Origin of the sequence: Povalibacter sp., from assembly GCF_036520495.1 — a bacterium.
Lineage (GTDB): Bacteria > Pseudomonadota > Gammaproteobacteria > Steroidobacterales > Steroidobacteraceae > Steroidobacter.
Map to the genome: position 1 here is coordinate 135,332 of NZ_DATDJO010000018.1, position 23,233 is coordinate 158,564.

At 62.9% G+C, this 23,233-nt stretch carries 20 protein-coding genes; 18 read left to right on the forward strand and 2 right to left on the reverse strand.

Going from position 1 to position 23,233, the window contains the following annotated elements; translation table 11 throughout:
- Positions 1 to 29 precede the first annotated feature (29 nt).
- Positions 30 to 3,812 (forward strand): translocation/assembly module TamB domain-containing protein, encoded by a 3,783-nt coding sequence (locus VIZ63_RS05875; protein ID WP_331608597.1) that lies wholly within the window; start codon positions 30 to 32, stop codon positions 3,810 to 3,812.
- A gap of 135 nt (positions 3,813 to 3,947) precedes the next feature.
- On the forward strand, positions 3,948 to 4,823 hold the full coding sequence (locus tag VIZ63_RS05880; RefSeq protein WP_331608598.1) for an alpha/beta hydrolase: 876 nt from the start codon (positions 3,948 to 3,950) through the stop codon (positions 4,821 to 4,823).
- 105 nt (positions 4,824 to 4,928) lie between these two features.
- On the opposite strand, the gene VIZ63_RS05885 is transcribed toward VIZ63_RS05880, so the two are convergent.
- Positions 4,929 to 5,543, reverse strand: a complete 615-nt coding sequence (locus VIZ63_RS05885; protein WP_331608599.1) for an NUDIX hydrolase — start codon at positions 5,541 to 5,543, stop codon at positions 4,929 to 4,931.
- 143 nt (positions 5,544 to 5,686) lie between these two features.
- Here VIZ63_RS05885 and rarD point away from each other — a divergent pair, with 143 nt between their 5' ends.
- The 13 genes from rarD to VIZ63_RS05950 all read left to right on the forward strand — a co-directional run bounded on the left by rarD (position 5,687) and on the right by VIZ63_RS05950 (position 19,449).
- A complete protein-coding gene (rarD, locus tag VIZ63_RS05890) occupies positions 5,687 to 6,607 on the forward strand; it encodes an EamA family transporter RarD (RefSeq protein WP_331608600.1) in 921 nt (306 codons plus the stop codon).
- Positions 6,608 to 6,696: 89 nt separating this feature from the next.
- On the forward strand, positions 6,697 to 7,149 hold the full coding sequence (locus VIZ63_RS05895) for a hypothetical protein (protein WP_331608601.1): 453 nt from the start codon (positions 6,697 to 6,699) through the stop codon (positions 7,147 to 7,149).
- 68 nt (positions 7,150 to 7,217) lie between these two features.
- Positions 7,218 to 8,441: an argininosuccinate synthase gene (argG, locus tag VIZ63_RS05900; RefSeq protein WP_331608602.1), complete on the forward strand. Its 1,224-nt coding sequence runs from the start codon at positions 7,218 to 7,220 to the stop codon at positions 8,439 to 8,441.
- A gap of 33 nt (positions 8,442 to 8,474) precedes the next feature.
- Complete coding sequence (locus VIZ63_RS05905) at positions 8,475 to 9,557, forward strand: hypothetical protein (RefSeq protein ID WP_331608603.1); 1,083 nt, start codon at positions 8,475 to 8,477, stop codon at positions 9,555 to 9,557.
- Between the two features lie 4 nt (positions 9,558 to 9,561).
- A complete protein-coding gene (gene argC, locus VIZ63_RS05910; RefSeq protein WP_331608604.1) occupies positions 9,562 to 10,623 on the forward strand; it encodes an N-acetyl-gamma-glutamyl-phosphate reductase in 1,062 nt (353 codons plus the stop codon).
- Between the two features lie 7 nt (positions 10,624 to 10,630).
- Positions 10,631 to 11,815: an aspartate aminotransferase family protein gene (locus VIZ63_RS05915; protein ID WP_331608605.1), complete on the forward strand. Its 1,185-nt coding sequence runs from the start codon at positions 10,631 to 10,633 to the stop codon at positions 11,813 to 11,815.
- 21 nt (positions 11,816 to 11,836) lie between these two features.
- Entirely contained in the window at positions 11,837 to 12,835 is a 999-nt protein-coding gene (locus tag VIZ63_RS05920) for an N-acetylornithine carbamoyltransferase (protein WP_331608606.1), read from the forward strand.
- Between the two features lie 99 nt (positions 12,836 to 12,934).
- A complete protein-coding gene (argB, locus tag VIZ63_RS05925; RefSeq protein WP_331608607.1) occupies positions 12,935 to 13,855 on the forward strand; it encodes an acetylglutamate kinase in 921 nt (306 codons plus the stop codon).
- Positions 13,856 to 14,030: 175 nt separating this feature from the next.
- The gene (gene argH / locus VIZ63_RS05930; RefSeq protein WP_331608608.1) at positions 14,031 to 15,218 is read left to right on the forward strand and encodes an argininosuccinate lyase; all 1,188 of its coding nucleotides are present in this window, start codon (positions 14,031 to 14,033) and stop codon (positions 15,216 to 15,218) included.
- Between the two features lie 112 nt (positions 15,219 to 15,330).
- On the forward strand, positions 15,331 to 15,750 hold the full coding sequence (locus VIZ63_RS05935) for a hotdog fold thioesterase (protein WP_331608609.1): 420 nt from the start codon (positions 15,331 to 15,333) through the stop codon (positions 15,748 to 15,750).
- Between the two features lie 48 nt (positions 15,751 to 15,798).
- The gene (gene lptM, locus VIZ63_RS05940) at positions 15,799 to 16,074 is read left to right on the forward strand and encodes an LPS translocon maturation chaperone LptM (RefSeq protein WP_331608610.1); all 276 of its coding nucleotides are present in this window, start codon (positions 15,799 to 15,801) and stop codon (positions 16,072 to 16,074) included.
- Positions 16,075 to 16,077: 3 nt separating this feature from the next.
- The gene (gene polA, locus VIZ63_RS05945) at positions 16,078 to 18,810 is read left to right on the forward strand and encodes a DNA polymerase I (protein WP_331608611.1); all 2,733 of its coding nucleotides are present in this window, start codon (positions 16,078 to 16,080) and stop codon (positions 18,808 to 18,810) included.
- Between the two features lie 108 nt (positions 18,811 to 18,918).
- Entirely contained in the window at positions 18,919 to 19,449 is a 531-nt protein-coding gene (locus tag VIZ63_RS05950) for an outer membrane beta-barrel protein (protein ID WP_331608612.1), read from the forward strand.
- Between the two features lie 345 nt (positions 19,450 to 19,794).
- Here the strand turns inward: VIZ63_RS05950 and yihA are convergent, their stop codons facing one another.
- Positions 19,795 to 20,379, reverse strand: coding sequence for a ribosome biogenesis GTP-binding protein YihA/YsxC (yihA, locus tag VIZ63_RS05955; RefSeq protein ID WP_331608613.1), 585 nt, complete (start codon positions 20,377 to 20,379; stop codon positions 19,795 to 19,797).
- Between the two features lie 140 nt (positions 20,380 to 20,519).
- Here yihA and VIZ63_RS05960 point away from each other — a divergent pair, with 140 nt between their 5' ends.
- The 3 genes from VIZ63_RS05960 (at position 20,520) to VIZ63_RS05970 (ending at position 23,103) form a co-directional block, all read left to right on the forward strand.
- Positions 20,520 to 21,122, forward strand: coding sequence for a c-type cytochrome (locus VIZ63_RS05960; protein ID WP_331608614.1), 603 nt, complete (start codon positions 20,520 to 20,522; stop codon positions 21,120 to 21,122).
- Between the two features lie 31 nt (positions 21,123 to 21,153).
- A complete protein-coding gene (locus tag VIZ63_RS05965; protein WP_331608615.1) occupies positions 21,154 to 22,035 on the forward strand; it encodes a DsbA family protein in 882 nt (293 codons plus the stop codon).
- A gap of 87 nt (positions 22,036 to 22,122) precedes the next feature.
- The gene (locus VIZ63_RS05970) at positions 22,123 to 23,103 is read left to right on the forward strand and encodes a magnesium transporter CorA family protein (RefSeq protein ID WP_331608616.1); all 981 of its coding nucleotides are present in this window, start codon (positions 22,123 to 22,125) and stop codon (positions 23,101 to 23,103) included.
- The last annotated feature ends 130 nt before the right edge of the window (positions 23,104 to 23,233 follow it).

Consider the following 23,233-nt stretch of genomic DNA (forward strand, 5'->3'; position numbering starts at 1 on the left):
GGACATCGAGACGAGAGACACCAGTTATCGTGCGGAAGTTGCTCCTCATCCTCCTGCTGACCGTGCTGGTCGCCGTGCCGATCGCGCTGATCGCCACACTGCTGTACACGCCGCTGGGGATGTCGATGATCGCGGCGCAGCTGCATCGGCTCGAGCCGATGGGCGTGCGTATCGAAGGGCTCTCGGGCACGGTGCTGGGAACTTTACGCATCGCGCGCTTCGAGCTCGATCACCCCAGCGTGCACGTCGTATCGCACGATATCGTCGCCACCATCGATGGCCGCGAACTGCTGCTGCAGACGATCCGCGTCTCGTCGCTGACGGCCCGCGACACGCTGGTGGAAGTGCGCAGCGCGCCGCCGACACCGCCGTCCGCGAAGCCAATGCGCTTTCTTCCGAACTTCATGCGCATCGATATCCGCAACGCCGAGCTGACCGGACTGCGCTATGTGAACATCGACGGCACCGCTATCGACGCCACGACCCTGCGCACCAGCGCGAGGATGTCTCCACGGCGCCTGCGCATTCGCGACTTCCGCATCGAAGCCCCGCAATTCCAGCTGGCCGGCAATGGGCGACTGCTCGCCGCCCGGCCTTTGGGACTCGAAATACGCGTCGACGGCAACGCCCGTCTCGAACGCGGCACTGAACTTGCGGCCAGCGCACAGGCGAACGGCACCCTCGAAGAACTGACGATTCGTGCGACGCTGCTGAAGCCGGACGTCATCAATGTCGATGCCCTGCTCACACGTCCGGAGGATTCCTGGCGAATCCACGGCAGCATCGCATCGCCACTGGTGTCGTTGCAGCCATGGATGGAGAACCCGCCGTTCTCGTTCCGCAACATCGCACTCACGGTGGACGCACAGCCCGATGGCATCCTCGCGCAGGGCAACATCGGTGTGCCCGAGTTGTCGGGCCGCGATCTGACGATCGACCTCGCCGGAAAATTCGCGCAGCGTGTGCTCGAGTTGCGCAAGGGCGAGATCGCGGTCAACGACACGATGATTCGCCTGCATGTCACGGGCAAGGCGGATTTCACCGATGGCACACCGAGACTCGATACTCAGGCGAACTGGACGAATCTGCGCTGGCCGCTCGATGCGGCATCCGTCGTGTCGAGCAGCGCCGGAGATCTGACGCTGCGCGGTGCACTGCCTTACGACTACACGGTGAAGGCGCAGGTAAGTGTTCCGGCGGAACTCGCCGCAACGGCTGATCCCATCGCCGGCGACGTTCAAGCCGACGGTGTGCTCGATCGCGACAGCATCACGATGCGCGCGTACACGCTCTTCGCCCTCGACGGTTCGATAACCGGCAATAGTTCGTTGCAGTTCACCGCGCCACGGCGCTGGTCGCTGGCCGCGAATGCCGACAACCTGAATCCTGCACATGTTCACGCGGAGTTTCCGGGCAGTGTGTTCTTCCAGCTCGATGCAACAGGCGAGGGCTTCGACAAGCAGGCGATCTTCAACGCGCGACTGGCCGCTCTCTCCGGCACGCTGCGCGGCGAGAGAATCAGTGGCGGCGGCCGACTGCAACGCGACCGACAAGGCTGGGCGGCACAGGAAGTGTCGCTGCGCATGGGCGAGGCCCATCTCTCGGCGAACGGCACGGTCAACAAGCGTGTGGATGCGGAAGTCTCACTGCGCGCCAGAACGCTGCAGACCTTTCTGCCCGATGCACGCGGCAGCGTGAACCTGACGGCGAGTGCGCGCGGCCCCGTAGACGCGCCCCGCATCCTGGCGAACGTGCAGGCGGAGAACCCCGGCTATGCGCAATGGCGTGCAGCCTCGCTGGCTGCGGACGCCGACATCGATCTTGGCGGGCAGAACGCCTCGCGACTGTCGGTGATTGCGCAGACACTGGGGCGGGCGCAGCCGGTGATGGAATCGCTGCGCATCACGGGCAATGGCGTCGCGGCAGATCATCGCATCGACGTCGCCATGGTGGGCGTCGGCGATGCCGGGACGGCCGCGCCGCGCACGACCTTGCGTATCGATGGCAACTACACCGATGCGACGTGGTCGGGCACGCTGCAGGCAACGGAGATCAGCGAGGGACGCAGGAGCGGCGAAGCACTGACGATGAAGGAGCCCGGCAACTTCGTCGTCTCGCGCGATCGATTGGCGCTGGAAAAACTCTGTCTGGTCATCGGCAACGGGCAGTTCTGTGCGGACGGCAAATGGCAGCGCAATGGTCCATGGGAAGGAACTGTCTCTGGCTACGAAATTCCTCTCGCCGTCGTGCTGCCGCCGTCGGGACCCGAGGCCGAATACTCAGGACGCATCGAAGGTCGTGTGCATGTCTCCGGCGCCCCCAATCGGCCATGGCTGGTCGATGCAGGCGCACGCATCATGGACGCTGCCGTCATCTACCGTCCGCCTGGCGCGGAGCCCGAAACATTGAATCTCGGCAACGGCGGTCTGTCGTGCACGGCGACCGCAGAACGCATCGACTTCTCGCTCGGCGTGCAGGCCTTCGAAGATACATTCCTCTATGCCAACGCCAACATCGACCGCAATGGCAGCAACGATCTGATGCACCTGCCCCTGACGGGCGATGTGCGCGCACGCGCGGCCGACGCGAACATCCTGCCGATCCTGTTCACCGAGATCGACAATGCTGCCGGATTGCTCACCGCCAATGTCGACGTTCGCGGCACGTTGGCGCAGCCCGAGATCAACGGCCACATCGAACTGGCGAACGGCGCCTTCGATTCGTATCGCGTCAATCTCGCGCTGCGACAGCTCAATCTCGCCGCGGACCTCGCGAACAACAGCCTCGACTTCCGTGGGTCTGGCGCTGCGGGCGATGGCACGCTGAAGGTCGGCGGCAAGTTCACGTGGACCGGTGGTGAGCTGCGCGGCAATCTGTCTCTCAATGGCGAGAATCTGCTGGTCGCAGATCTGCCCGAGTATCGGGTGGTCGCGTCACCCGATCTCAAGTTCGCCATCGACGGCAAGGACATTGGTGTCGCGGGCGACGTGCTCATTCCGGAAGCCAGCATCAAGCCGGTGAACCTGGGAGGCGCCGTGCAGGCGTCCGATGATGCCCACTACGTCGGTGACACCGAGGCCGAGCAGAAGGGCCAGTATGTCGTGAACAGCGAGGTTCGCGTGAAGATGGGCGACGATGTACGCGTCGACGCCTTTGGTCTGCAGGGACGTATCGTCGGCGGCGTGGGAACGACGGTACACACCGGCAACACTCCGGTCGGCCGCGGCGAACTCAGCGTAGCCGACGGCCGCTACGAAGCCTACGGACAGAAGCTCGACATCTCGCGCGGTCGTCTGCTGTTCGATGGCTCGCCGCTCGAGGACCCCGGTCTCGACATCGAAGCGCAACGCAAGATCGAGAACATCAAGGTCGGCCTCAACGTGCGCGGCACCCTGAAGGATCCGCGACTCACGTTCTTCTCCGAACCGTCGATGTCGCAGACGTCGATCATGTCGTACCTGCTCGTCGGCAAGGGCATCGACGACATGCAGAACGGCGACGCGGTGAGCATGAGCTCCGCGAAAGACACGCTGGCGCTACAGGGTGGCGGACTGCTGGCGTCGCAACTCGGGCGGCGCATGGGTCTGGAAGAAGTCGGCGTCGAAAGCACCACCAGTTCGGCGGGTCAGACCAACACATCGCTGGTGCTCGGCAAGTTCCTGTCGCCGCGACTGTTCATCAGCTATGGCATTTCGCTCACGGAATCCATCAACACCTTCAAGCTGCGCTACACCATCAGCGACAAATGGATACTCAAGATGGAAGCCGGCGAGGTGCAGAGCGCGGACGCGGAGTACACGATCGAACGGTAACGGGCAAAGAAGGAGCCTGGCCTCCACGGGCATACGAATTGCAAGAATGCGTTTATCCGTTCGCTCGACAGAACCAGTGCATCTTGGCGGCGCTCCCGTCACACTGCGTGCTCCAGACGCAGCCAACCGTTCCTCATGACAGAACTGACTCCTGCCTGGTTCAGCAAGGCCGTCGCCCATCCCACGCAATCGCATTTCGTCGATATCGACGGGACACCGATTCACTACCTCACGTGGAATGCGCATGAGACGACCAAGCCCGGTCTGCTCCTGGCACACGGCTTTCGTGCCCACGCACGTTGGTGGTCCTGCATCGCGCCGTACCTGGTCGATCGGTTCCGCGTGGTCGCGCTGGATTTTTCGGGCATGGGCGACAGTGGGCAGCGCGCGCATTACAGTCACGAGTGCTTCGTGAAGGACGTCGCAGGGGTGATCGATAACGCGGGATTCGAGCAGGTGACGCTCGTCGGTCACAGTTTCGGCGGCTCGCGCGTGCTGGGCACGTGCGCTGCGCATCCGCAGCGAGTCGAACACGCAGTCATCATCGACAGCTATATTCCCATTCCCGAATTTCCACGGCGTGAACGTTTCCCGGACCTGCCCAGAACCAAGAGGACCTACGCCACCTACGAGGCAGCGCGCGAGCGCTTCAAACTGGTACCGGAACACAACTGTTCAGCGCCCTACGTGCTCGACTACGTGGCGATGCATTCGATGAAGCAGGTCGCCGACGGCTGGACCTGGAAATTTCACGAAGACTATGCACGCACGATCGACGACCCGGCTGCCGAAGCGGCGCACAACGCCGCGCTGATCGGGCAGGTCGCGATGCCCGTCAGTGTCATCTACGGCGATCAGAGCATCGTCATGACAAAACCGCTCGCCGAGGCGCTCACACGCCGGCTGCAGCAAGGCCGCGGCCCGATCGAAATTCCGGAATCGCACCACCACGTCCTGCTCGATCAGCCGCTGTCGCTGGTGTCGGCGTTGCGGGCTGTGCTTTGCGACTGAAAGAAGGAAGGGACAGCCGCCAAAGACCGCATAAAAGAGGTTAGGTGTTCGCAGAGTCCGATCCCGAACACTCGATGTATGCGGTCTTTTGCGGCCGCTCTCCTTCTAGTCAAACTCCGTCGGCCACTCCCGATGCAGATGATGTTCGTACATGCGGCGGATCTGTTTCGCCGTCGAACGTCCGGTCGAGAGTTCGGGCAGGGCATCGAGCGGAAAGAATTCCACGCCATCGGTTTCGTGACTGAGGCGGGCTGCGCCACCGGTGATCTCGCAGATGAAGAACGCCTTCCAGGAATGGAACAGGTACGCCGGGTGATCGTGCAGATTGCGGTCGTACAGCGCCGCGAGTTTGATGGCGCGCGCGGTGAATCCTGATTCCTGCTCGATCTCTTTCTCGATGGCGCGCGATGGCGTGTCGTTGATGTCGGCCCAGCCGCCGGGCAAGGTCCACTTGCCGTCGACCGTCTCGCGCACCAGCAACACGTGATCGTCGCGAAATACGGCGCCGCGGACGTCCATCTTGGGTGTCGCGTAACCGTCTTCGACGAACCACGTCTTTCGCAGTTGCTCCGCCGGCAGCCGTGATTCCGCGGCGAGCAATCCAGTCGCGATCTCGACTATCTCGCGATAGCGCTCGCGGTCGTACTCCTCGTGCGTGAAGTGCAGGCCGGTTTGTGACAACGCTAGCAGGCGTCGTGCGAAATCGAGAGTGCTGGACATGGCGTGACCGCTGGCAGGGATGCAGCAAGCTTCACCTGCGGCGAATCGTCAGGCAACACTGTATTGCAGCGCCTGTCACCAACTGAGCGCGGACGGCGTTGGACAAGTGTCTTATTCTCCCGCCTCGTCATGCTTCGTGATTCATGAGCATTCCCGCCATCGCAACACCCGCCTCGCCCACCGATACACGCGGTCTCGCTGCCGCGGCGGGCGCGTTCTTCATCTGGGGCTTGCTGCCGCTTTATCTGAAGCTGCTGCAGACTGTTCCCGTCCTGCAAGTGACGGCGCACCGCCTGGCCTGGGGTTGCTTGTTTGCATTGGGCTGGCTCGCCCTGCGCAAGGAACTCGGCGGCGTCGGTGCGGCGCTGCAAGATCCGCGCGTGCGGTTGCGACTGTTCACCAGCGCGGCGCTGGTCAGCACCAACTGGATCACCTACGTCTGGGGTATCGCCAATAACCGAGTGGTCGAAACGAGCCTCGGCTACTTCATCAATCCACTGGTGAACGTGCTGCTCGGTGTGGTCCTGCTGTCGGAACGACTGAACCCGGTTCAATGGATCGCCGTGGCCATCGCCGGCAGCGGCGTCGCCTATCTGACCTGGAGCGCCGGCCAGCCACCGTGGATTGCGCTCATCCTGGCGGTCACCTTCAGTCTCTATGGATTCGTGCGCAAGGTGGTGCAGGTGGCTGCATTGGCCGGATTCGGGGCGGAGACGCTCATGCTGCTGCCGATCGGCCTGGGCTACGTGGTCTGGTGCGAGATCGCCGGCACCGGAGTGATCGGGCACACTGGCCTGAAGATGGATCTGCTGCTGGTCTTCGGCGGCCCGCTCACTGCGATTCCCTTGGTCCTGTTCGCCTATGGAGCGCGACGCCTGCCTTACTCAACCGTCGGACTGATGCAATACATCGGACCGACCCTGCAGTTGTTGCTGGGCGTGCTGGTATTTCACGAGCCTTTCCACGGTCCGCGCGTCATGGGTTTCGCCCTGATCTGGTCGGCGCTGGTGATCTATGCGGCGGACGGCGCGTGGAGGAATCGCAAGCTGCTGGGGGCAAGCTGATCGGGGCGCAGAATGCTATTGACGCGCGCTGCATATTTATGCAACATGCGCGCGTTTTTATGCAAAGGTGAATCCCTGCTCCAGTCGCCATGGCCGCCGAAATCCGCCAATCCATTTCCCGTCGTGCCGCGATCGTCCGGATCATCCGGGAGTCGACCGTGCGCAATCAGGACGAACTGGTGAAGGCGCTGCACAAGCAGGGAATCGACGCGACTCAGTCGAGCGTCAGCCGCGATCTGCGCGAACTCGGCGTGGCCAAGGCCGGCGATCACTACATTCTGGCGGCCGAAGAACCCCTGGCAGCGGGCCATTTCGCCGCGGTCGCGAGCTTCGTGGTCGATGTACGCACGGCGGGCGATTCGCTCACCGTCGTGAAAACCACCACGGGCACCGCACAGAGCGTGGCCGTCGCCATCGACAAATCAGACTGGCCCGAAGTCGTGGGGACGATTTCCGGCGATGACACCATTTTCATCGCCACCGAAGACTCACGCGCCCAACGCAAATTGCGCGAGCGCCTGCGCGAAAATTTCAGGATCTGAACCAGCTCCTCCTGCCCTCCCTCGCGGAGCGGGGGAGGGAATGAACTTCATTTAAGTCAGTACGCACCATGACCGACACACTTGCTCCCGGCTCCGAACCCATCCTGCTCGCCTTCTCCGGCGGCCTCGACACGTCGTTCCTCGTTCCCTGGTTGAAAGAGAACTACGGCCGACCGATCGTCACCGTCACTGTCGATACCGGCGGCATCGATGCCGAGGCAGCGAAAGTGCTCGATCAGCGTGCCCGCGCACTCGGCGCGCAGGACCACATCCTGGTCGAAGCCAAGCAGGGTTATTACGACCAGGTGCTCAAGTACCTGATCATGGGCAACATCAAGCGCGGCCAGATGTATCCGCTGTGCGTCGGCGCAGAGCGCGTGATGCAGGCGCAGACCATTGCGGAATGGGCGCGCAAGCTCGGCACGAAGATCGTGGCCCACGGCTGCACCGCCGCCGGCAATGATCAGGTGCGTTTCGAAGTCGCCCTGCGCACGCTCGCGCCGGAACTGACGATCCTCGCACCGGTGCGCGACAAGGCGTTCAAGCGTCCTGAGCAGCTCAAGTATCTCGAAGATCGCAAACTCACCGTGCCGCCGTACGGTGCCGCCTATTCCGTGAATCGCGGCCTGTGGGGAGTGACGATCGGCGGCAAGGAAACGCTGACCTCCGATGGCAGCATTCCCGACCATGCCTGGGTGTTGTCGAAGGATGCGTTCGCGAAGCCGAGCGCGCCGCAGTCGCACACGATCGGGTTCGAGCAGGGCGTGCCGGTCCGTCTCGATGGCGCCACGCTCGGTGCGGTCGCCGTGATCGAACAACTGGAAACCATCGGCGCGAAGTTCGGCATCGGCCGCGGCATTCACCTGGGCGACACCATCATCGGCACCAAGGGTCGCGTCGCGTTCGAGGCACCGGCGGCCGAAGTGCTGATCAGCGCGCATCGCGAACTGGAGAAGCTCGTCATGACGGGCCGCCAGCAGCGCATCAAGGAAATGGTGGCAGGCCCCTATGGCGATCTGGTGCACGAAGGCCAGCATCTCGACCCGGTGTGCCGCGACATCGAGACTCTGTTCGTGAACTCACAGGCGCGCGTAACCGGCGATGTGAAAGTGCTGTACCGCCCCGGCAATGCCTTCATCGAAGGCGTGACCTCGCCCTACTCCATCATGGCGGCATCGAAAGGCGTGTACGGCGAAGCCGCCGGCGAGTGGACTGCCGCCGATGCGCTGGGCTTCTCGAAGATGGTCGGCCTGCCGGGAATGTTCTGGACCCGGGCCGGTAAAGATCAATAGTTCGTTTCACAACCTCATAGGTGCAATCCGCAAATGAAGACCGTTGTCGTCGACAAGATCGCTTCCATCACCCAGGCGCTGAACCTGGGTCGTGAACTGCGCGTCGCCACCACCGACATTCCCTGCGAGGAAGGCGTGGTGCTGGTCGTGGAAATCCTCACCAACAAGTCGACGTACAACACGCTCGAACTGACCAGTGGCCGCATGGCGAAGGTTGCCAAGGGCGATGTCATCGTCGGTGCGCTCGGTCATCGGCAGGCGCTGTTCGGCTACTCCGGCCATCTGCCGGAGTCGGTGAAGGAAGGCGACATCATCCAGGTACTGAACATCGGCGGCGTGCTCGGCGTGGTCGATTCGGCCAATCCCGAAAAGGGCCGGCCGTTCGATGCGAGAGTCATCGGTGTCGTGCTGCAGTTCCCCTACCTCGGCGAACGCATCGGCGTGCCGGCGCGCGTCGGCTATCGTCGCCTCGACTACAACATCGCGGTGAACACCCGCAATGTGCCGGTCGTCGCGCTGGCCGGCACCTGCATGGAAGCCGGCAAGACAGCAGCGGCGTGCGCCATCGTCTCGCGCATGCGGCATCGCGGCCTGACCGTGCATGCCTTCAAGGCCACAGGCGTTTCCCTGCGTCGCGACATTCTCGCGATGGAAGACGCCGGCGCCCGGCGCAGCATGATTTTCACGGATCTGGGTGTCGTGACGACGACGGGGAAAAACGGTCCCGCCATCACGCGCGCCTTGCTCACCGAAATGTCGGAAGGCGAACCGGATGTGATCGTCTTCGAACTGGGCGACGGCATCCTCGGCGCCTACGGCGTCGAAGCGATCCTGTCGGCGCCGGACATCCGCACCGTTCTGACGAGCGTCGTGCTGTCTGCCAACGACCCCGTTGCCGCGTGGGGCGGCGTGAAGCTGCTGCGCGAACAGTTCGGCATCGAACCCTCGGTGGTCACCGGCCCTGCGACCGACAATGCCGTCGGCGTGAACATCATTCGCGACAAGTTCGGCGTGCCCGCATTCAACGCCATCACGGATGGCGCCGCACTGGGTGACCGGGTGATCGAGTCGCTGAAGCTGGTGCCGAAAGTGGCCGCCCAGGCGGACACGGAGTAAGGCGATGAGTCAGAAGATTCCTGCAATCGTGCTTGGCGGCACCGGCTATGTGGCCGGTGAACTGCTGCGCCTGATCGCCATTCATCCGTCGATCGAATTGCGGGCCATCCTGTCCGACAGTCAGCCCGGCGCATCGGTGGCGAAGTCATTCGCGCATCTGGCACCCGTGTATCCGGACCTGCAGTTCTCGAGTCTCGACCAGATCAAGGAACTGGTCGGTTCATTGCCGCAGTGCGCGATCATCTCCGCCGCACCGCATGGCGTGGCCGCACAACTCATCGACGATCTGCTGAAAGTCGCCGAGGCCAGGGGCACGAAGCCGCGCGTGATCGACATCTCCGCGGACTATCGTTATTCGACGGCCGGCGCCTACGAGGCCGTTTACAAGCATGCGCACGGCGCACCGGCACGGCTCACGCAGTTCAGCTGCGCGGTGCCGGAACATCTCGCCACACTGACGACGCCGCATGTGGCCCATCCGGGCTGCTTTGCGACCGCCGTGCTGTTGTCGAGCGTGCCACTGCTGAAGCTCGGCCTGGTCGAACCGCGCCTGTTCGTGAGCGGCATCACTGGCAGTACGGGCTCGGGCCGTTCGCCCGTCGCCGGGACGCATCATCCGCAACGTCACAGCGATCTGTACGCCTACAACCCGTTGGCACACCGTCACACGCCGGAAATCACGGCACTGGCGCAAACGGCCAGCGATGTCGCGGCTGAGTTCAATTTCGTACCGCATTCGGGGCCATTCGCCCGCGGCATTCATGTCACCGTGCAAGCCGTGGCCAAACGCCCGCTCAAGACTGCCGATGTCGTCGATGCATTGAAGCAGTTCTATGCCGGCAAGCCCTTCGTGCGTGTGAACGCGGAGATGCCGCACATCAAGGACGTCGCGACCAGCAATTACGCGTTCCTGAGCGGCGCCGCCAACGGCAGCAGCGTCGTTGCGACATGCGCGATCGACAATCTCACCAAGGGCGCCGCCGGCGGTGCGATGCAATGGCTGAATCGCGTCTTTGGATTGGACGAGACCACCGGGCTACTGACGCCGGCCGCAGGCTGGACCTGAGCACATCATGAGCAACGTCATTCCGCTGAGAGAACCGAAGGCCCCGCTCGCGCCATTGAAGGATCACCTCGCGCCCGTCTTCGCGCATTTCCCGCTCGAAGTCGTGGACGCGCAAGGCGTGTATCTGCACACACCCGATGGCCGCAAGGTGTTGGACCTCTACGGCGGTCATGCCGTCGCCGCGCTGGGCTACAACCACCCGCGCTGGGTGGAAGCACTGACGCAGCAGGCGCGCCAGCTCTGCTTCCAGAGCAACGCCGTGCCGCTCGATGTGCGGCGTCGTGCAGCAACGAAACTCGCCAATTTCTGCGGGCTGGGCCTCGACACCATTTTCTTCGTCAACTCCGGCGCGGAAGCCAACGAAAATGCCCTGAAGCTGGCCTTCAAGATGACCGGCGGCACGGAAGTGATTGCTGTCGAAGGCTCGTTCCACGGTCGCACGGCGGCTGCAGGCGCAGTCACGTGGGGCGCGGAAAAGAAATGGTACGGCTTCCCCAACAAGCCATTCGACGTGACGTTCATCAAGCCGACCGACGCGGGCAAGCTCGCGACGCTCGTCAACGACAAGACCGCGGCGGTCATCGTCGAGCCCGTGCAGGGCGTTGCGGGTGCACTCGATCTGCCGCCGGAATTCCTGCAGGCGCTGCGCACGCGCTGCAGCGAGAATGGCTCGATCCTGATTTTCGATGAAGTGCAGTGTGGCGTGGGCCGCACCGGCTACCCGTTTGCGGCCAACATGTATGGCATCACTCCGGACATCATCACGACTGCCAAGGCGCTCGGCGCAGGCTTCCCCGTGTCAGCCGTGCTGGTGGCCGATCATGTCGCGCAGTACATGAAGCTTGATTCGCTCGGCACGACGTTCGGCGCCGGTCCGATGGCCTGCGCCGTCGTGGAAGCGGTCATCGACATCATCGAATCCGAAAAACTGCTCGAGAACGTTCGCGCACGCTCCGCGGAGATCCGCGAGAAGTGCATGGTCGGCCCGGTCATTGGCGCGCAGGGCGCCGGACTGCTGCTCGGCCTGCGCACGTCGCGCCCCGCGAAGGATGTGCAGGCCGAACTCCTGAAGCTCGATATCCTCACCGGCACCAGCGGCGATCCGAATGTCGTGCGCATCCTGGCGCCGTATGTTCTGGAAAGCGCGCATGTGGACCAGCTGGCCGAGGCACTCAATCGCATCGGCAAGTAATCAAGTCACAAGAAATCACCTATGAACCGTTTCCTCGACCTGGCCGATTTCCCCCGCGAGCAGATCAGAGATCTGCTCGGGCTTGCTTCACGGCTGCAGCAGCATCCGCAACCGAAAGCGCTCGCAGGCAAAGTACTCGGCCTGCTGTTCCTGAACCCGTCGCTGCGCACGCTGGCGTCGTTCCAGAGCGCAATGATGCGCCTGGGCGGCAAAGCCGTCGTCATCACGCCGGGACAGGGCACGTGGCAGATGGAAACGCACCTGGGCGCCGTCATGAACGGCGCGGCAGCGGAACACGTGCGTGAAGCCGTGCCGGTGCTGGCCTCGTATTGCGATGCCATCGGCATTCGCATGTTCGCCGAAGGCCGCAATCTGAGCGCGGATCTCGCCGAGACGGGTTTCAGGATGATGGCGGACCTGTGCGACAAGCCACTGGTGAACATGGAATCGGCCATGAATCATCCCTGTCAGGCGCTTGCCGACTGGCACACGATGGATGAACTGCGAGTGCCCGAGCGCGGCAAATTCGTACTGAGCTGGGCGAATCATCCGCGTGCGCTGCCGCTGGCCGTGCCCTCGGCCACCGTTCACATGGCTGCGCAGCGCGGCATGGAAGTCGTGGTGCTGCGACCTGATGGCTTTGCGTTGCCGCAACCCATAATGGAAAAAGCTCATCAGGCAGCGAAAGCCTCCGGCGGTTCCGTGCGCGAGACCAACGATCGCAGCGAAGCGCTCGCAGGTGCCCATGTGATCTACGCGAAGGAATGGGGTTCGCCGCAGCACTACGGTGACGCCGAAGCCGAAACGCGCCTGCGCGAGTACCTGGGCGACTGGTGCATCAAGGAAAGCTGGTTCAAGACGGCGGACAAGGATTGCCACTTCATGCATTGCCTGCCGGTTCGGCGTAATGTCGCCGTGGCCGATGAAGTGCTGGACGGTCCGCGCAGCGTCGTGATCCGCGAAGCGTTCAATCGAATGGTGGTGCAGATGGCGGTGCTTTATCGCCTCTTGCGAGGCTAGGCGCTAGGCGCTAGGCGCCAGCATGAATACTCGATGGTTTTTCTAACTAGAGCCTAGCGCCTAGACCCTTCTCTTCTTCTACTCCGAGGTATTCCTCCCGTGCTCCGTACCGATCCTTCCGTTGCCGTTCGTGCGCTGCGCCGCGCAGCGCCGTACATCCGCATGTACAAGGGCAAAGTGTTCGTCATCAAGGCGAGCGGCGGCGTATTCGCGGATGTGGCGTCGACGCGCACGCTGATCGAGCAGGTCGCGATCCTGCACCAGGTCGGCATCCGCGTCGTGCTGGTTCATGGCGGTGGCCCGCAGCTAACGCAGATCCAGGAAACGCTCGGCATCAAGCCGCAGATCGTCGCCGGACGCCGCGTCACGGACGAGAAGTCCATCGAAGTCACCAGCATGGTGCTGAATGGCCTCGTCAACACCCAGATCCTCGGCATCTGCCGTGAACTGGACATCGCCGCAGTCGGCGTCAGCGGCGTCGATGCCGGCCTCGTGCGCGCGCACAAGCGTCCGCCGGTGCAGGTCGAAGGCACCCTCATCGACTACGGCTTCGTGGGCGACATCGACCTGATCGACGCCCGCGTCCTGCAGCAGCTGCTCGACGACGGTCTGATGCCGGTCGTGAGTCCGGTATCGGCCGATGACTCGGGACAGTTGCTCAACATCAACGCCGACACGGTTGCAGCGGCGATCGGCGGTGCGCTCAAGGCCGAGAAGCTGATGCTCTGCACCGGCGCGCCCGGCATTCTCGAATCCCTCGAAGATCCGCGTTCGATCATTTCCTACACCGATCTGCGCGGCCTGAAGCGCCTCAAGGATCAGGGCAGCCTGAAAGACGGCATGCTGCCGAAGGCGAAAGCAATCGAAGATGCGATCCGCGGCGGCGTCCGTCGCGTGCATGTGATCTCGTACAAATCGCCCGACAGCATCCTCGCGGAAGTGTTCACGAACGAAGGCACCGGCACGCTGGTCGTCGACGACATCAGCGGTCTGTCGAAGGCGGAACAGCAAGCGGGCTGACGCCGCTTGCGGAAGGCTGTAGGCCCTGGGCTCCAGGCTGTAGCAAGAGACCGAAGTCACCTCATCCTCGAGTCATGCCCCTGATCCAAGATACGCACGCCATGCGCCTCAACTCTTCTTTCCGACCCATAGCCTACGGCCTACGGCCTACGGCCTCTCGCCATGGAGTTGCTCCATGACGAGACTCTGGGACAAAGGCGCCCCGCTCGACGAACGCGTTCTGCGTTACACGGCGGGTGACGATCACGCGCTGGACAATCGACTCGTGGCGTATGACGTGCGCGCGTCGATCGCGCACGCGGAAATGCTCAGTGCCCAGGGCCTGCTCGATAAGCAGGATCTCGACGCGATCCGCGATGGATTGAATGCGATCGCCGCAGAGCACGCGCGCGGCGATTGGAGCGTATTGCTCGAACACGAGGACGGGCAGACTGCCCTCGAGAATCTGCTGACTGCGCGGATCGGTGACGCCGGCAAGCGCGTGCACCTGGGCCGCTCCCGCAACGACCAGGTGCTGACCGCGTTGCGGTTGTACCTGCGCGATGCCATCGACGAATTGCAGTCCGGCGTTACCGCAGCAGCCGGTTCACTCGATGAACTCGCGCAGCGCGAAGGCGAAATCCAGCTGCCGGGCTACACGCACATGCAGCAGGCGATGCCCAGCACGGTCGCTCTGTGGGCCGGCGGCTTTGCCAGCGAACTGCGCGACGATGCCGAAGCCCTCGCCAGCGTGAAGCGCCGGGTGCAGAAAAGCCCGCTGGGCTCCGCGGCCGGATATGGCTCACCGAATCTGCCGATTGATCGCGAAGACACACGCAAGCGTCTTGGCTTCGACACCGTGCACGACCCCGTCACCGCAGTGCAGCTGTCGCGCGGCAAGGCCGAAGCACAGCTGCTGTTCGAGATCGCGATGACCATGCAGGACGTCGGCCGGCTGTCTGCCGACCTGATGCTGTTCTATACGCAGGAGTTCTCGTTCGTCGAACTGCCGGATGCGTTCACGACCGGCTCGTCGATCATGCCGCAGAAACGCAATCCCGACGTGTTCGAGCTGATCCGCGGTCGCACGGCAACGGCGCACGCCTGCCTGCTCGAAGTCATGGGCATCGTCGCCAAACTGCCCTCGGGCTATCAGCGCGATCTGCAGCTCATCAAGGTGCCGTTGTTCCGTGGCATCGACCTGTGCCTCGATACCCTCGCCATTCTCCCGTCTGCGCTCGCGGGTGTGCGCTTCCGCAAGGATCGCATTCGCCTGGATCCGTCGATTCATGCCGCGGCGGACGCGAATGAACTGGTCGTGAAGGAAGGCATTCCGTTCCGCGAGGCCTATCGCCGAGTTGGCGAGAAGCTGAAAAAGAAGTGACGAAGGTCACGAAAGTGCCGAAGGTTGGGCCTGCGGATAAAGGCGTTCGCTGAGTGATTCCAGCGTACGCAGCCGCTACTCTTGAGCCCTCGCCACCTTCCTCACGTTCATCATGATCTGGTTCCAACCCACCACCCTCGAGCAGGTTCACGCGCTCAACGTCGGCATGCCGCGGCATATCGGCATCGAGTTCACCGAGATCGGTGCTGATTTCGTGCGCGCACGCATGCCAGTGGACGATCGCACGCGCCAACCTTTCGGCATTCTGCACGGAGGCGCATCGGTGGCGCTGGCCGAGACGCTGGGCAGCACCGGCGCCGGACTGGTCATCGATCGATCGACGCAGCGCGGCGTCGGCCAGGAGATCAACGCGAATCACGTGCGTGCGATCAAGGACGGCTTCGTCATCGGCACGGCGCGGCCGTTGCATATCGGCAGGCGCAGTCATGTCTGGGAAATCCGCATCACGGATGAGCAGGATCGGCTGGTCTGTATTTCGCGCATCACGATGGCGATCCTCGATATCGCGTAGCAGTTCCTCAGACCGACAGGGTCCACGCTCGTTGGCTATACTGCGGCGATGCGCACCTCGTCGTTTTACTTCGCTCGCATCGCCTGTCTGTCGTTGCTGACAACCTCTGCGGTACTCCAGGGCTGCGGCCAGAAGGGTCCGTTGTATCGCCCGGACGATCAGGCGCAGACGGTCGGCGAAGAATCCATCGTCAACGGCAAGAAGAAGTCCGTCCCTGCACAACCTCCGGCGCCACAGAGCCAGAAAGTTCCTGCACCGACCGAACCTGCGACCCCGCCGTCAATCGATCCCGATCGCCCGGCCACGCCGCCGTCGGGTAATTGAGTCATGAGCGATCGTCGCAAGCTCGTCCTCGTCGACGGCTCGTCCTATCTGTATCGCGCGTTTCATGCGCTGCCGCCCCTGAGCAATTCGCGGGGCGAGCCGACCGGTGCGGTCTACGGCGTGATCAACATGCTGCAGAAGCTGATCAAGGAAGAGGCACCGCAACTGATCGCCGTCGTCTTCGATGCGCCCGGGCGCACGTTCCGCGACGATCTGTTCGAGGCGTACAAGGCAACGCGCCAGCCCATGCCCGACGATCTGCGCTCGCAGTTGCAGCCGCTGCTCGATTGCGTGCGTGCCATGGGATTGCCGTTGTTGCGCATCGAAGGAGTCGAGGCCGATGACGTCATCGGCACGCTCGCCAGGCAAGGTGCGGCGCAGGATATCGACGTGCTCATCTCGACCGGCGACAAGGACATGGCGCAGCTGGTCAATGAGCGCATCGCGCTGGTCAACACGATGACCGGCTCGCGACTCGATCGTGCCGGCGTGAAGGCAAAGTTCGATATTTTTCCGGAACAGATCGTCGACTACCTCGCCCTGGTCGGCGACACGGTCGACAACATTCCCGGCGTACCAAAGGTCGGGCCGAAGACGGCCGCCAAGTGGCTCAACGAATACGGCACGCTCGATGCCCTGGTGAAGAACGCCGAGGCCATTTCCGGCAAGGTCGGCGAGAGCCTGCGTGCGAGTCTCGGCAGCCTCGAACTGTCTCGCAAGCTGGCGACACTCCACTGTGACCTCGAGCTCGAAGCGACGCTGGAATCCCTGGTGGCGGTCGAGCCGGATCGCGAAAAACTTCGGGAACTGTTCACGCGTCTGGAATTGCGCTCATTGCTGCGCAGCCTCGCCGGCGTGGAAGCGGATACGCCTGCCGCAACGGCAACCGCCATCCCGGCGACGGACGCTCCGGTGCTGCCGCGCCCGCCGCACCATTACGAGTTGCTCACGACGCTCGAATCGCTGCGCGCCTGGATTGCCAGGCTGCAACACGCAAGCGTCATCGCGTTACGTACAGAGACAACGTCGCTCGACTACATGGCGGCGGATATCGTGGGTCTCGCCCTGGCTACCGAGCCCGGCAGCGCGGCTTATATCCCCGTTGCGCACAACTATGCGGGCGCGCCGTCGCAGTTGTCGCTCGACGACGTCCTGCGCGAATTGCGCCCGCTGCTGGAAAGTACAACGCCCGCCAAGCTCGGGCATCACCTGAAGTACGACGCTCACGTATTGAAGCGCCACGGCGTCGAACTGCGCGGACTGCGCTTCGACTCCATGCTCGAGTCCTATGTGTGGAACAGCACCGCGACGCGCCATGAGCTCGACGCGATTGCGAGAAAGTATCTCGGCATCGATCTGATCGAGTACGGATCGCTCACCGGCAAGGGAGCCAAGCAGATCGGCTTCAACCAGGTGTCGCTCGACCAGGCGCTGGAGTACGCCGGCGAGGCCGTCGACATCACGCTGCAACTGCATCGACACCTGTGGGAAAAGATCGAGGCGGTTCCGGCACTCAAGCAGCTCTACGAGACCATCGAGCAGCCGCTCGTCGATGTGCTGCTGCGCATGGAGCAGACCGGCGTGCTGATCGATGGCGGGCAACTGCGGCAACAAAGCAGCGAACTGGCGCTGCGCATGCGCGACATCGAGACCCAGGCTCACGCCGCAGGCGGCGGGCCCTTCTCGCTCGAATCGCCGAAGCAGCTGCAGGAAATCCTGTTCGGCAAGCTCGGCCTGCCCGTGCTCGCGAAGACTCCTACCGGACAGCCGTCCACGGCCGAAGCGGTGCTGGAAGAACTCGCCGCCAGCTACGAGCTGCCGAAGCTCATCCTGGACTATCGCGCCTGCGCGAAACTGAAATCGACCTACACGGACAAGCTGCCGCTACAGATCAACCGCTCCACAGGTCGCGTACACACGTCCTATCATCAGGCCGTCGCTGCAACGGGGCGCTTGTCATCGCAGGATCCGAATCTGCAGAACATTCCGATCCGTTCGCAGGAGGGGCGCCGCATACGCCAGGCGTTCGTCGCGCCACCGGGCTACTGCATCGTCGCCGCGGACTATTCGCAGATCGAGCTGCGCATCATGGCGCACCTGTCCGCGGATGCCGGACTGCTGGCGGCATTTGCCGACGACCGCGACATCCACCAGGCCACGGCGGCCGAGGTATTCGGCAGGCCGCTCGCGGAAGTGACCGCGAACGAGCGGCGCTCGGCGAAGGCGATCAATTTCGGCCTGATCTACGGCATGTCGGCGTTCGGGCTGGCTCGCCAGCTCGGCATCGGACGCGGCGAAGCACAGAAGTACGTGGACTTGTATTTCGAGCGCTATCCCGGTGTGCGCCGCTACATGGAAGAAACGCGGCAGCTGGCACGCACACGCGGCTATGTCGAAACCGTGTTCGGCCGCAGGCTCTATCTGAACGACATCACGTCGCGCAATGCCGCGCTACGTCAGGCCGCTGAGCGCGCGGCCATCAATGCGCCGATGCAGGGAACCGCCGCAGACATCATCAAGCGCGCCATGATCGAAGTGGATCGCTGGCTGTTCGAATCCCGCTTCGATGCGCGATTGATCATGCAGGTGCACGACGAACTGGTCTTCGAAGTTCGCGAGGCGGCCAAGGACGAACTCATGTCGCAAATTCGAACTCTCATGAGCAGTGCTGCTGAGCTGCACGTCCCCCTCAAGGTGGACGCGGGCTCAGGCCTCAACTGGGACGAGGCGCACTGAAGGATCGAGAGATCCCTGCCGGCGCGCGGTTCCGCCCACCACGCAACCCTTCGCCCCTGCCGCGCATTGGAAGGCGATCTTCCTGACTACACACAATGGAGAGAATGAATGCGTAAGTCGCTTCTACTGGCTGCGGCCCTGGCGGGTCCGGCGCTGCTGCTGGGGCCAGGGGCCCAGGCCGCGGATAATGGGTTCTATCTCGGCGCAGGCGTTGGCCAGGCCAACGTGGACATCGATGCGGGGCCCGTCGACGTCGATGGCGACGACACTGGCTTCAAGTTGATCGCTGGTTTTCGCCCGCTGGACTTCCTCGCGGTGGAGCTCAACTACATCGACTTCGGCAAGGTCAAGGACGCCGGAGCTCAGGTGGATGTCAGCGCAATCGCTGCTTTTGCAGTCGGTTTCCTGCCAGTCGGCCCAGTCGACCTGTATGCCAAGGCCGGCGTCGCCAACTCCGATGCGTCACTGAGCAGCCCGTTCGGCGGGGCGGACAGCGACAGCACGGACTTCGCGTACGGGGTTGGCGTCCAGCTGCGCTTCCTGAGCCTCAGCGCCCGCCTCGAATACGAAAAGTTCGATCTCGATGATGTCGATGACCTCAACATGCTGACCCTGGGGTTCACCTACACATTCCTGTGAAGCGCTGCGTGGCTCTCGGGCCATTTTTTCTTCGCGACGCGAAATCCCCTGCAAGCTGTTGCCCCATTGCAACAAACCTGACATCGACGCAGTAAAAATGCACCCTTTTCTGTGGCCCACGGCTCACGCCTAAGCAGCTGAAATTCTGAAGATTTCTTAATGCCCGGGGATGCGAATTCCGGCGGAACTTTCGCGGTGGGGGAGCGTCTCAACTATCGAGCGTCGGCCAGGACGCTCCTGTTCGCTGACCTCCCTGAGCGAACGGTAGCCCGGTCCATCCCCATGCCGGGTAACAACTACCCCGATGGTTCTGCCATCGGGGTTTTTTTTGACTCAGGTTTTGACTTAGGCGTTCAGCGTTCCCAGTACCCAGCCCCGCGCCTGGTCCACGCCGATCTTCGTAACTGCTGAAAACAGCTGTGCGGTCGCGACGCCCTCCGCTTCCGCCTGGACTTCCTTGAGGGTACGCGCCGCTTCGCTGCGACTGAGCTTGTCGGACTTGGTCAGCAACAGGCGGGTCGGCAGCTCCCGTTCGCCGCTCCAGATAAGCATCTGACGATCGAAGTCCGTCATGCCACGGCGTGAATCCATCACTACCACCAGCCCCACCAGCGAGGTGCGTTTCTCGACGTACCGGCTCAGCAGTTCGCGCCAATGCCGCTGCATTTCCGCCGGCACCTTGGCGTAGCCATATCCCGGCAGGTCCGCCAGCCGGTGGCCGTTGTTGAGGGCAAAAAAATTGATGAGCTGTGTCCGGCCCGGCGTCTTGCTGGTGCGCGCCAGATCCTTGCGACCGGTAATCGCATTCAGGGCGCTCGACTTGCCGGCATTGGAACGACCGACGAACGCCACTTCGCGCCCGTCATCGGGCGGAAACTGACCTGGCTGCCAGGCGCTGAGGAGGAATTGTGCTTCAGGGAATTGCGGCATGAGGGTCTTCGAGGAGGCCTGGTGGAGCCGCGTTGGCCGCAGCGGCGCGTAGTGTACAATTCTGCGCCTTTTAAGCCTCATGGCGCGCGTGCCTGGCCACGTACCGCGCCCTCCGAATAAATGGTCCTGGAGTGTGACTGATGAAGTTTCAGCCGATCGTCGTGTTGTCTGCGCTGTGCCTGAGCGCGTCTGCGTTTGCCGAGGGCTCCGTCGACGCGGGCCAGGCAAAGTCTGCAACCTGCGTCGCGTGTCATGGCGTTGACGGCAACAGCGTCAACCCGGAATGGCCTTCGCTCGCCGGCCAGCATAGTCAGTACATCGTCAAACAGCTCAAGGCATTCAAATCCGGCGCACGCCAGAACGCCTTGATGAGCCCGATGGCTGCCACACTGTCGGACGCCGACATGGAAGATCTGGGCGCTTACTACGCCGCGCAGACCGCCAACGGCCTCGAAGCCGACTCCAGCAAGGTGGCGCTCGGCGAGCGTCTGTTCCGCGGTGGCAATACGAAGGAAGGCATCGCCTCCTGCGGTTCGTGCCATGGCCCCTCGGGTCACGGCAACCCGACCGCCCTATATCCGTCGATCCGCGGTCAGCACACCAGCTATGTGGAAGCGCAGCTGAAGGCGTATCGCAATGGAACCCGGCAGACGGATCAGAATCAGATGATGCGCGACGTAGCGGGTTCGCTCAGCGACGAGGAGATCTCCGCGGTTGCTGCCTACGTACAAGGTCTGCGCTAAAAATCATTAATTCTTCCGTCGAGGTCACTTCATGAACAGATCCGGTGCTTCGTGTGCAGCTCTGCTGATGCTCGTCACGCTTGCGGCCTGCGGCAGCAAGCAGTCGCCTACGCCAAGCGAACAGGCGCCGGCGGCCGAGTCCGCTGTCCCGGCACCCATCGTTCCCGAAGCCTCGCCTGCCGAACCGACGGACGCAACCCCGGCTGCTGAATCCCCAGCCGCGACGACACCCACCGAAACGATCAGCGAAACGGACGATGGCGGCGAAACGGTCGCTGACAACACGCCGTCGACGACGCAGCCCATGCTGCGTATGGGCGGCCCCGCAACGACGCCACCGACGTCCTCGCAATTCAAGGAAGGCGCCAACTATTCGAAAGTCGTACCGGCGCAACCAACCAGCGTCCCACCGGGCAAGGTCGAGGTCGTCGAAGTGTTCTGGTATGGCTGTGGCCACTGCTTCGCGCTCGATCCGGCGATCGAATCATGGCGCGGCAAGGGCAAGGCGGCGTACGTCGACTTCGTGCGCGTGCCGGCCATGTGGAACGAAATGACGCGGATGCACGCGCGGGTGTATTACACCGCCGAGCTGCTGGGCAAGCTGGAAGAGCTGCACGCGCCGATCTTCCGTGCGATCAACGTCGAGGGGAACCAGCTCAACACCGTCGACAAGATCACAGCGTTCTTCCGCAAGCACGGCGTGAGCGCCGACGAGTTCCAGAATGCCTTCTCTTCCTTCTCGGTGGAAAGCAAGCTGCAGCGCGCGGACTTTCTCAATCGGCGCTACCGCATCGAGTCCGTACCCACGCTCCTCGTGAACGGCAAGTACAAGACCGACGTCGGCATGGCTGGCGGTGAACCGCAATTGTTTACGCTGATCGGCGAGCTGGCCGCCTCCGAGCACGGCGGCTGATACGCGGCTTCCTGCGGAACGCGACCCCTGCGTGGCGCGTAGACTGGCGGAGACATCCCGTCGCCGGCATAGCAGGGCTCGTTCTTCATGCTGAAAGTTTTTGCCTCCAGCCCGCACGGATTGATCAGTGTCGATGCCGCGGCGCAGGCTCCCGTTCCTCCGGAAGTGATCTGGATCGATCTGCTCGAACCGACGCTCGAGGAAGAAAAAGCCGTCGAGGCGCTGTTGCCGATCGACGTGCCGACGCGCGAGGAAATGAAGGAGATCGAGACCTCCAATCGCCTCTACGAAGAAAACGGCGCGCTGTACATGACGGCAACGGTGGCCGCAAAGCTCGATACCGGGAGGCCCGAGATCGCCGCAGTCACGTTCATCCTCGCGAACGGCCGGCTCATCACCAACCGTTACGTGGATACGAAGCCGTTTCAGCAATTCATCGCGTACGCGCAGAAGCATCCGAATTCCTGCCAGTCCTCACTGGCCATCCTTGCCGGCCTCATCGAAGCATTCATTGAACGCATCGCCGACGTCCTCGAACGGGTCGGCAACGATCTCGATCAAGTCTCGGGCACGATTTTCGTTGTCAACAGCCAGGGCGGCACGCCCACGAGCCGCGATCTGCGCGGACTGATCGAACGTATCGGCTTCAACGGCGAGCTGAACTCCAAAGCGCGCGAGAGTCTCGTGAGCCTGGGCCGCCTGGTGATGTTCGTACAGCAGACCGGTTTGCCGGAAATGACGCAGGAGCAGCGTGGGCGCTTCCGCTCGATCAGCCGCGACGTCACCTCGCTTTCGGATCACGCCAGCTTCCTCGGCTCGAAAGTCTCGTTCCTGCTCGAAGCGACGCTCGGCCTGATCAACGTCGAGCAGAACAACATCATCAAGATTTTCTCGGTCGCTGCGGTGATGTTCATGCCACCGACCTTGATCGCCAGCATCTACGGCATGAATTTCCACCTGCTCCCCGACCTGCCGGGCAACTACAGCAATTTCTTCTTCTCCCTCGGCCTGATGCTCGCGTCGATGGGAGTGACGTATGCTGTGTTCAGACGGAAGGGATGGTTGTGAGCAAGGGCCCACTGATCTGCTGGCCAACTGGTTCGCTGGCCGGAAATGAACCACCATCAACCTTCCCGCACCGACTTCCTTTTCATCTGGCCAGCAGACCAGTCGGCCAGTCACTCAGTTAGCCCCTACA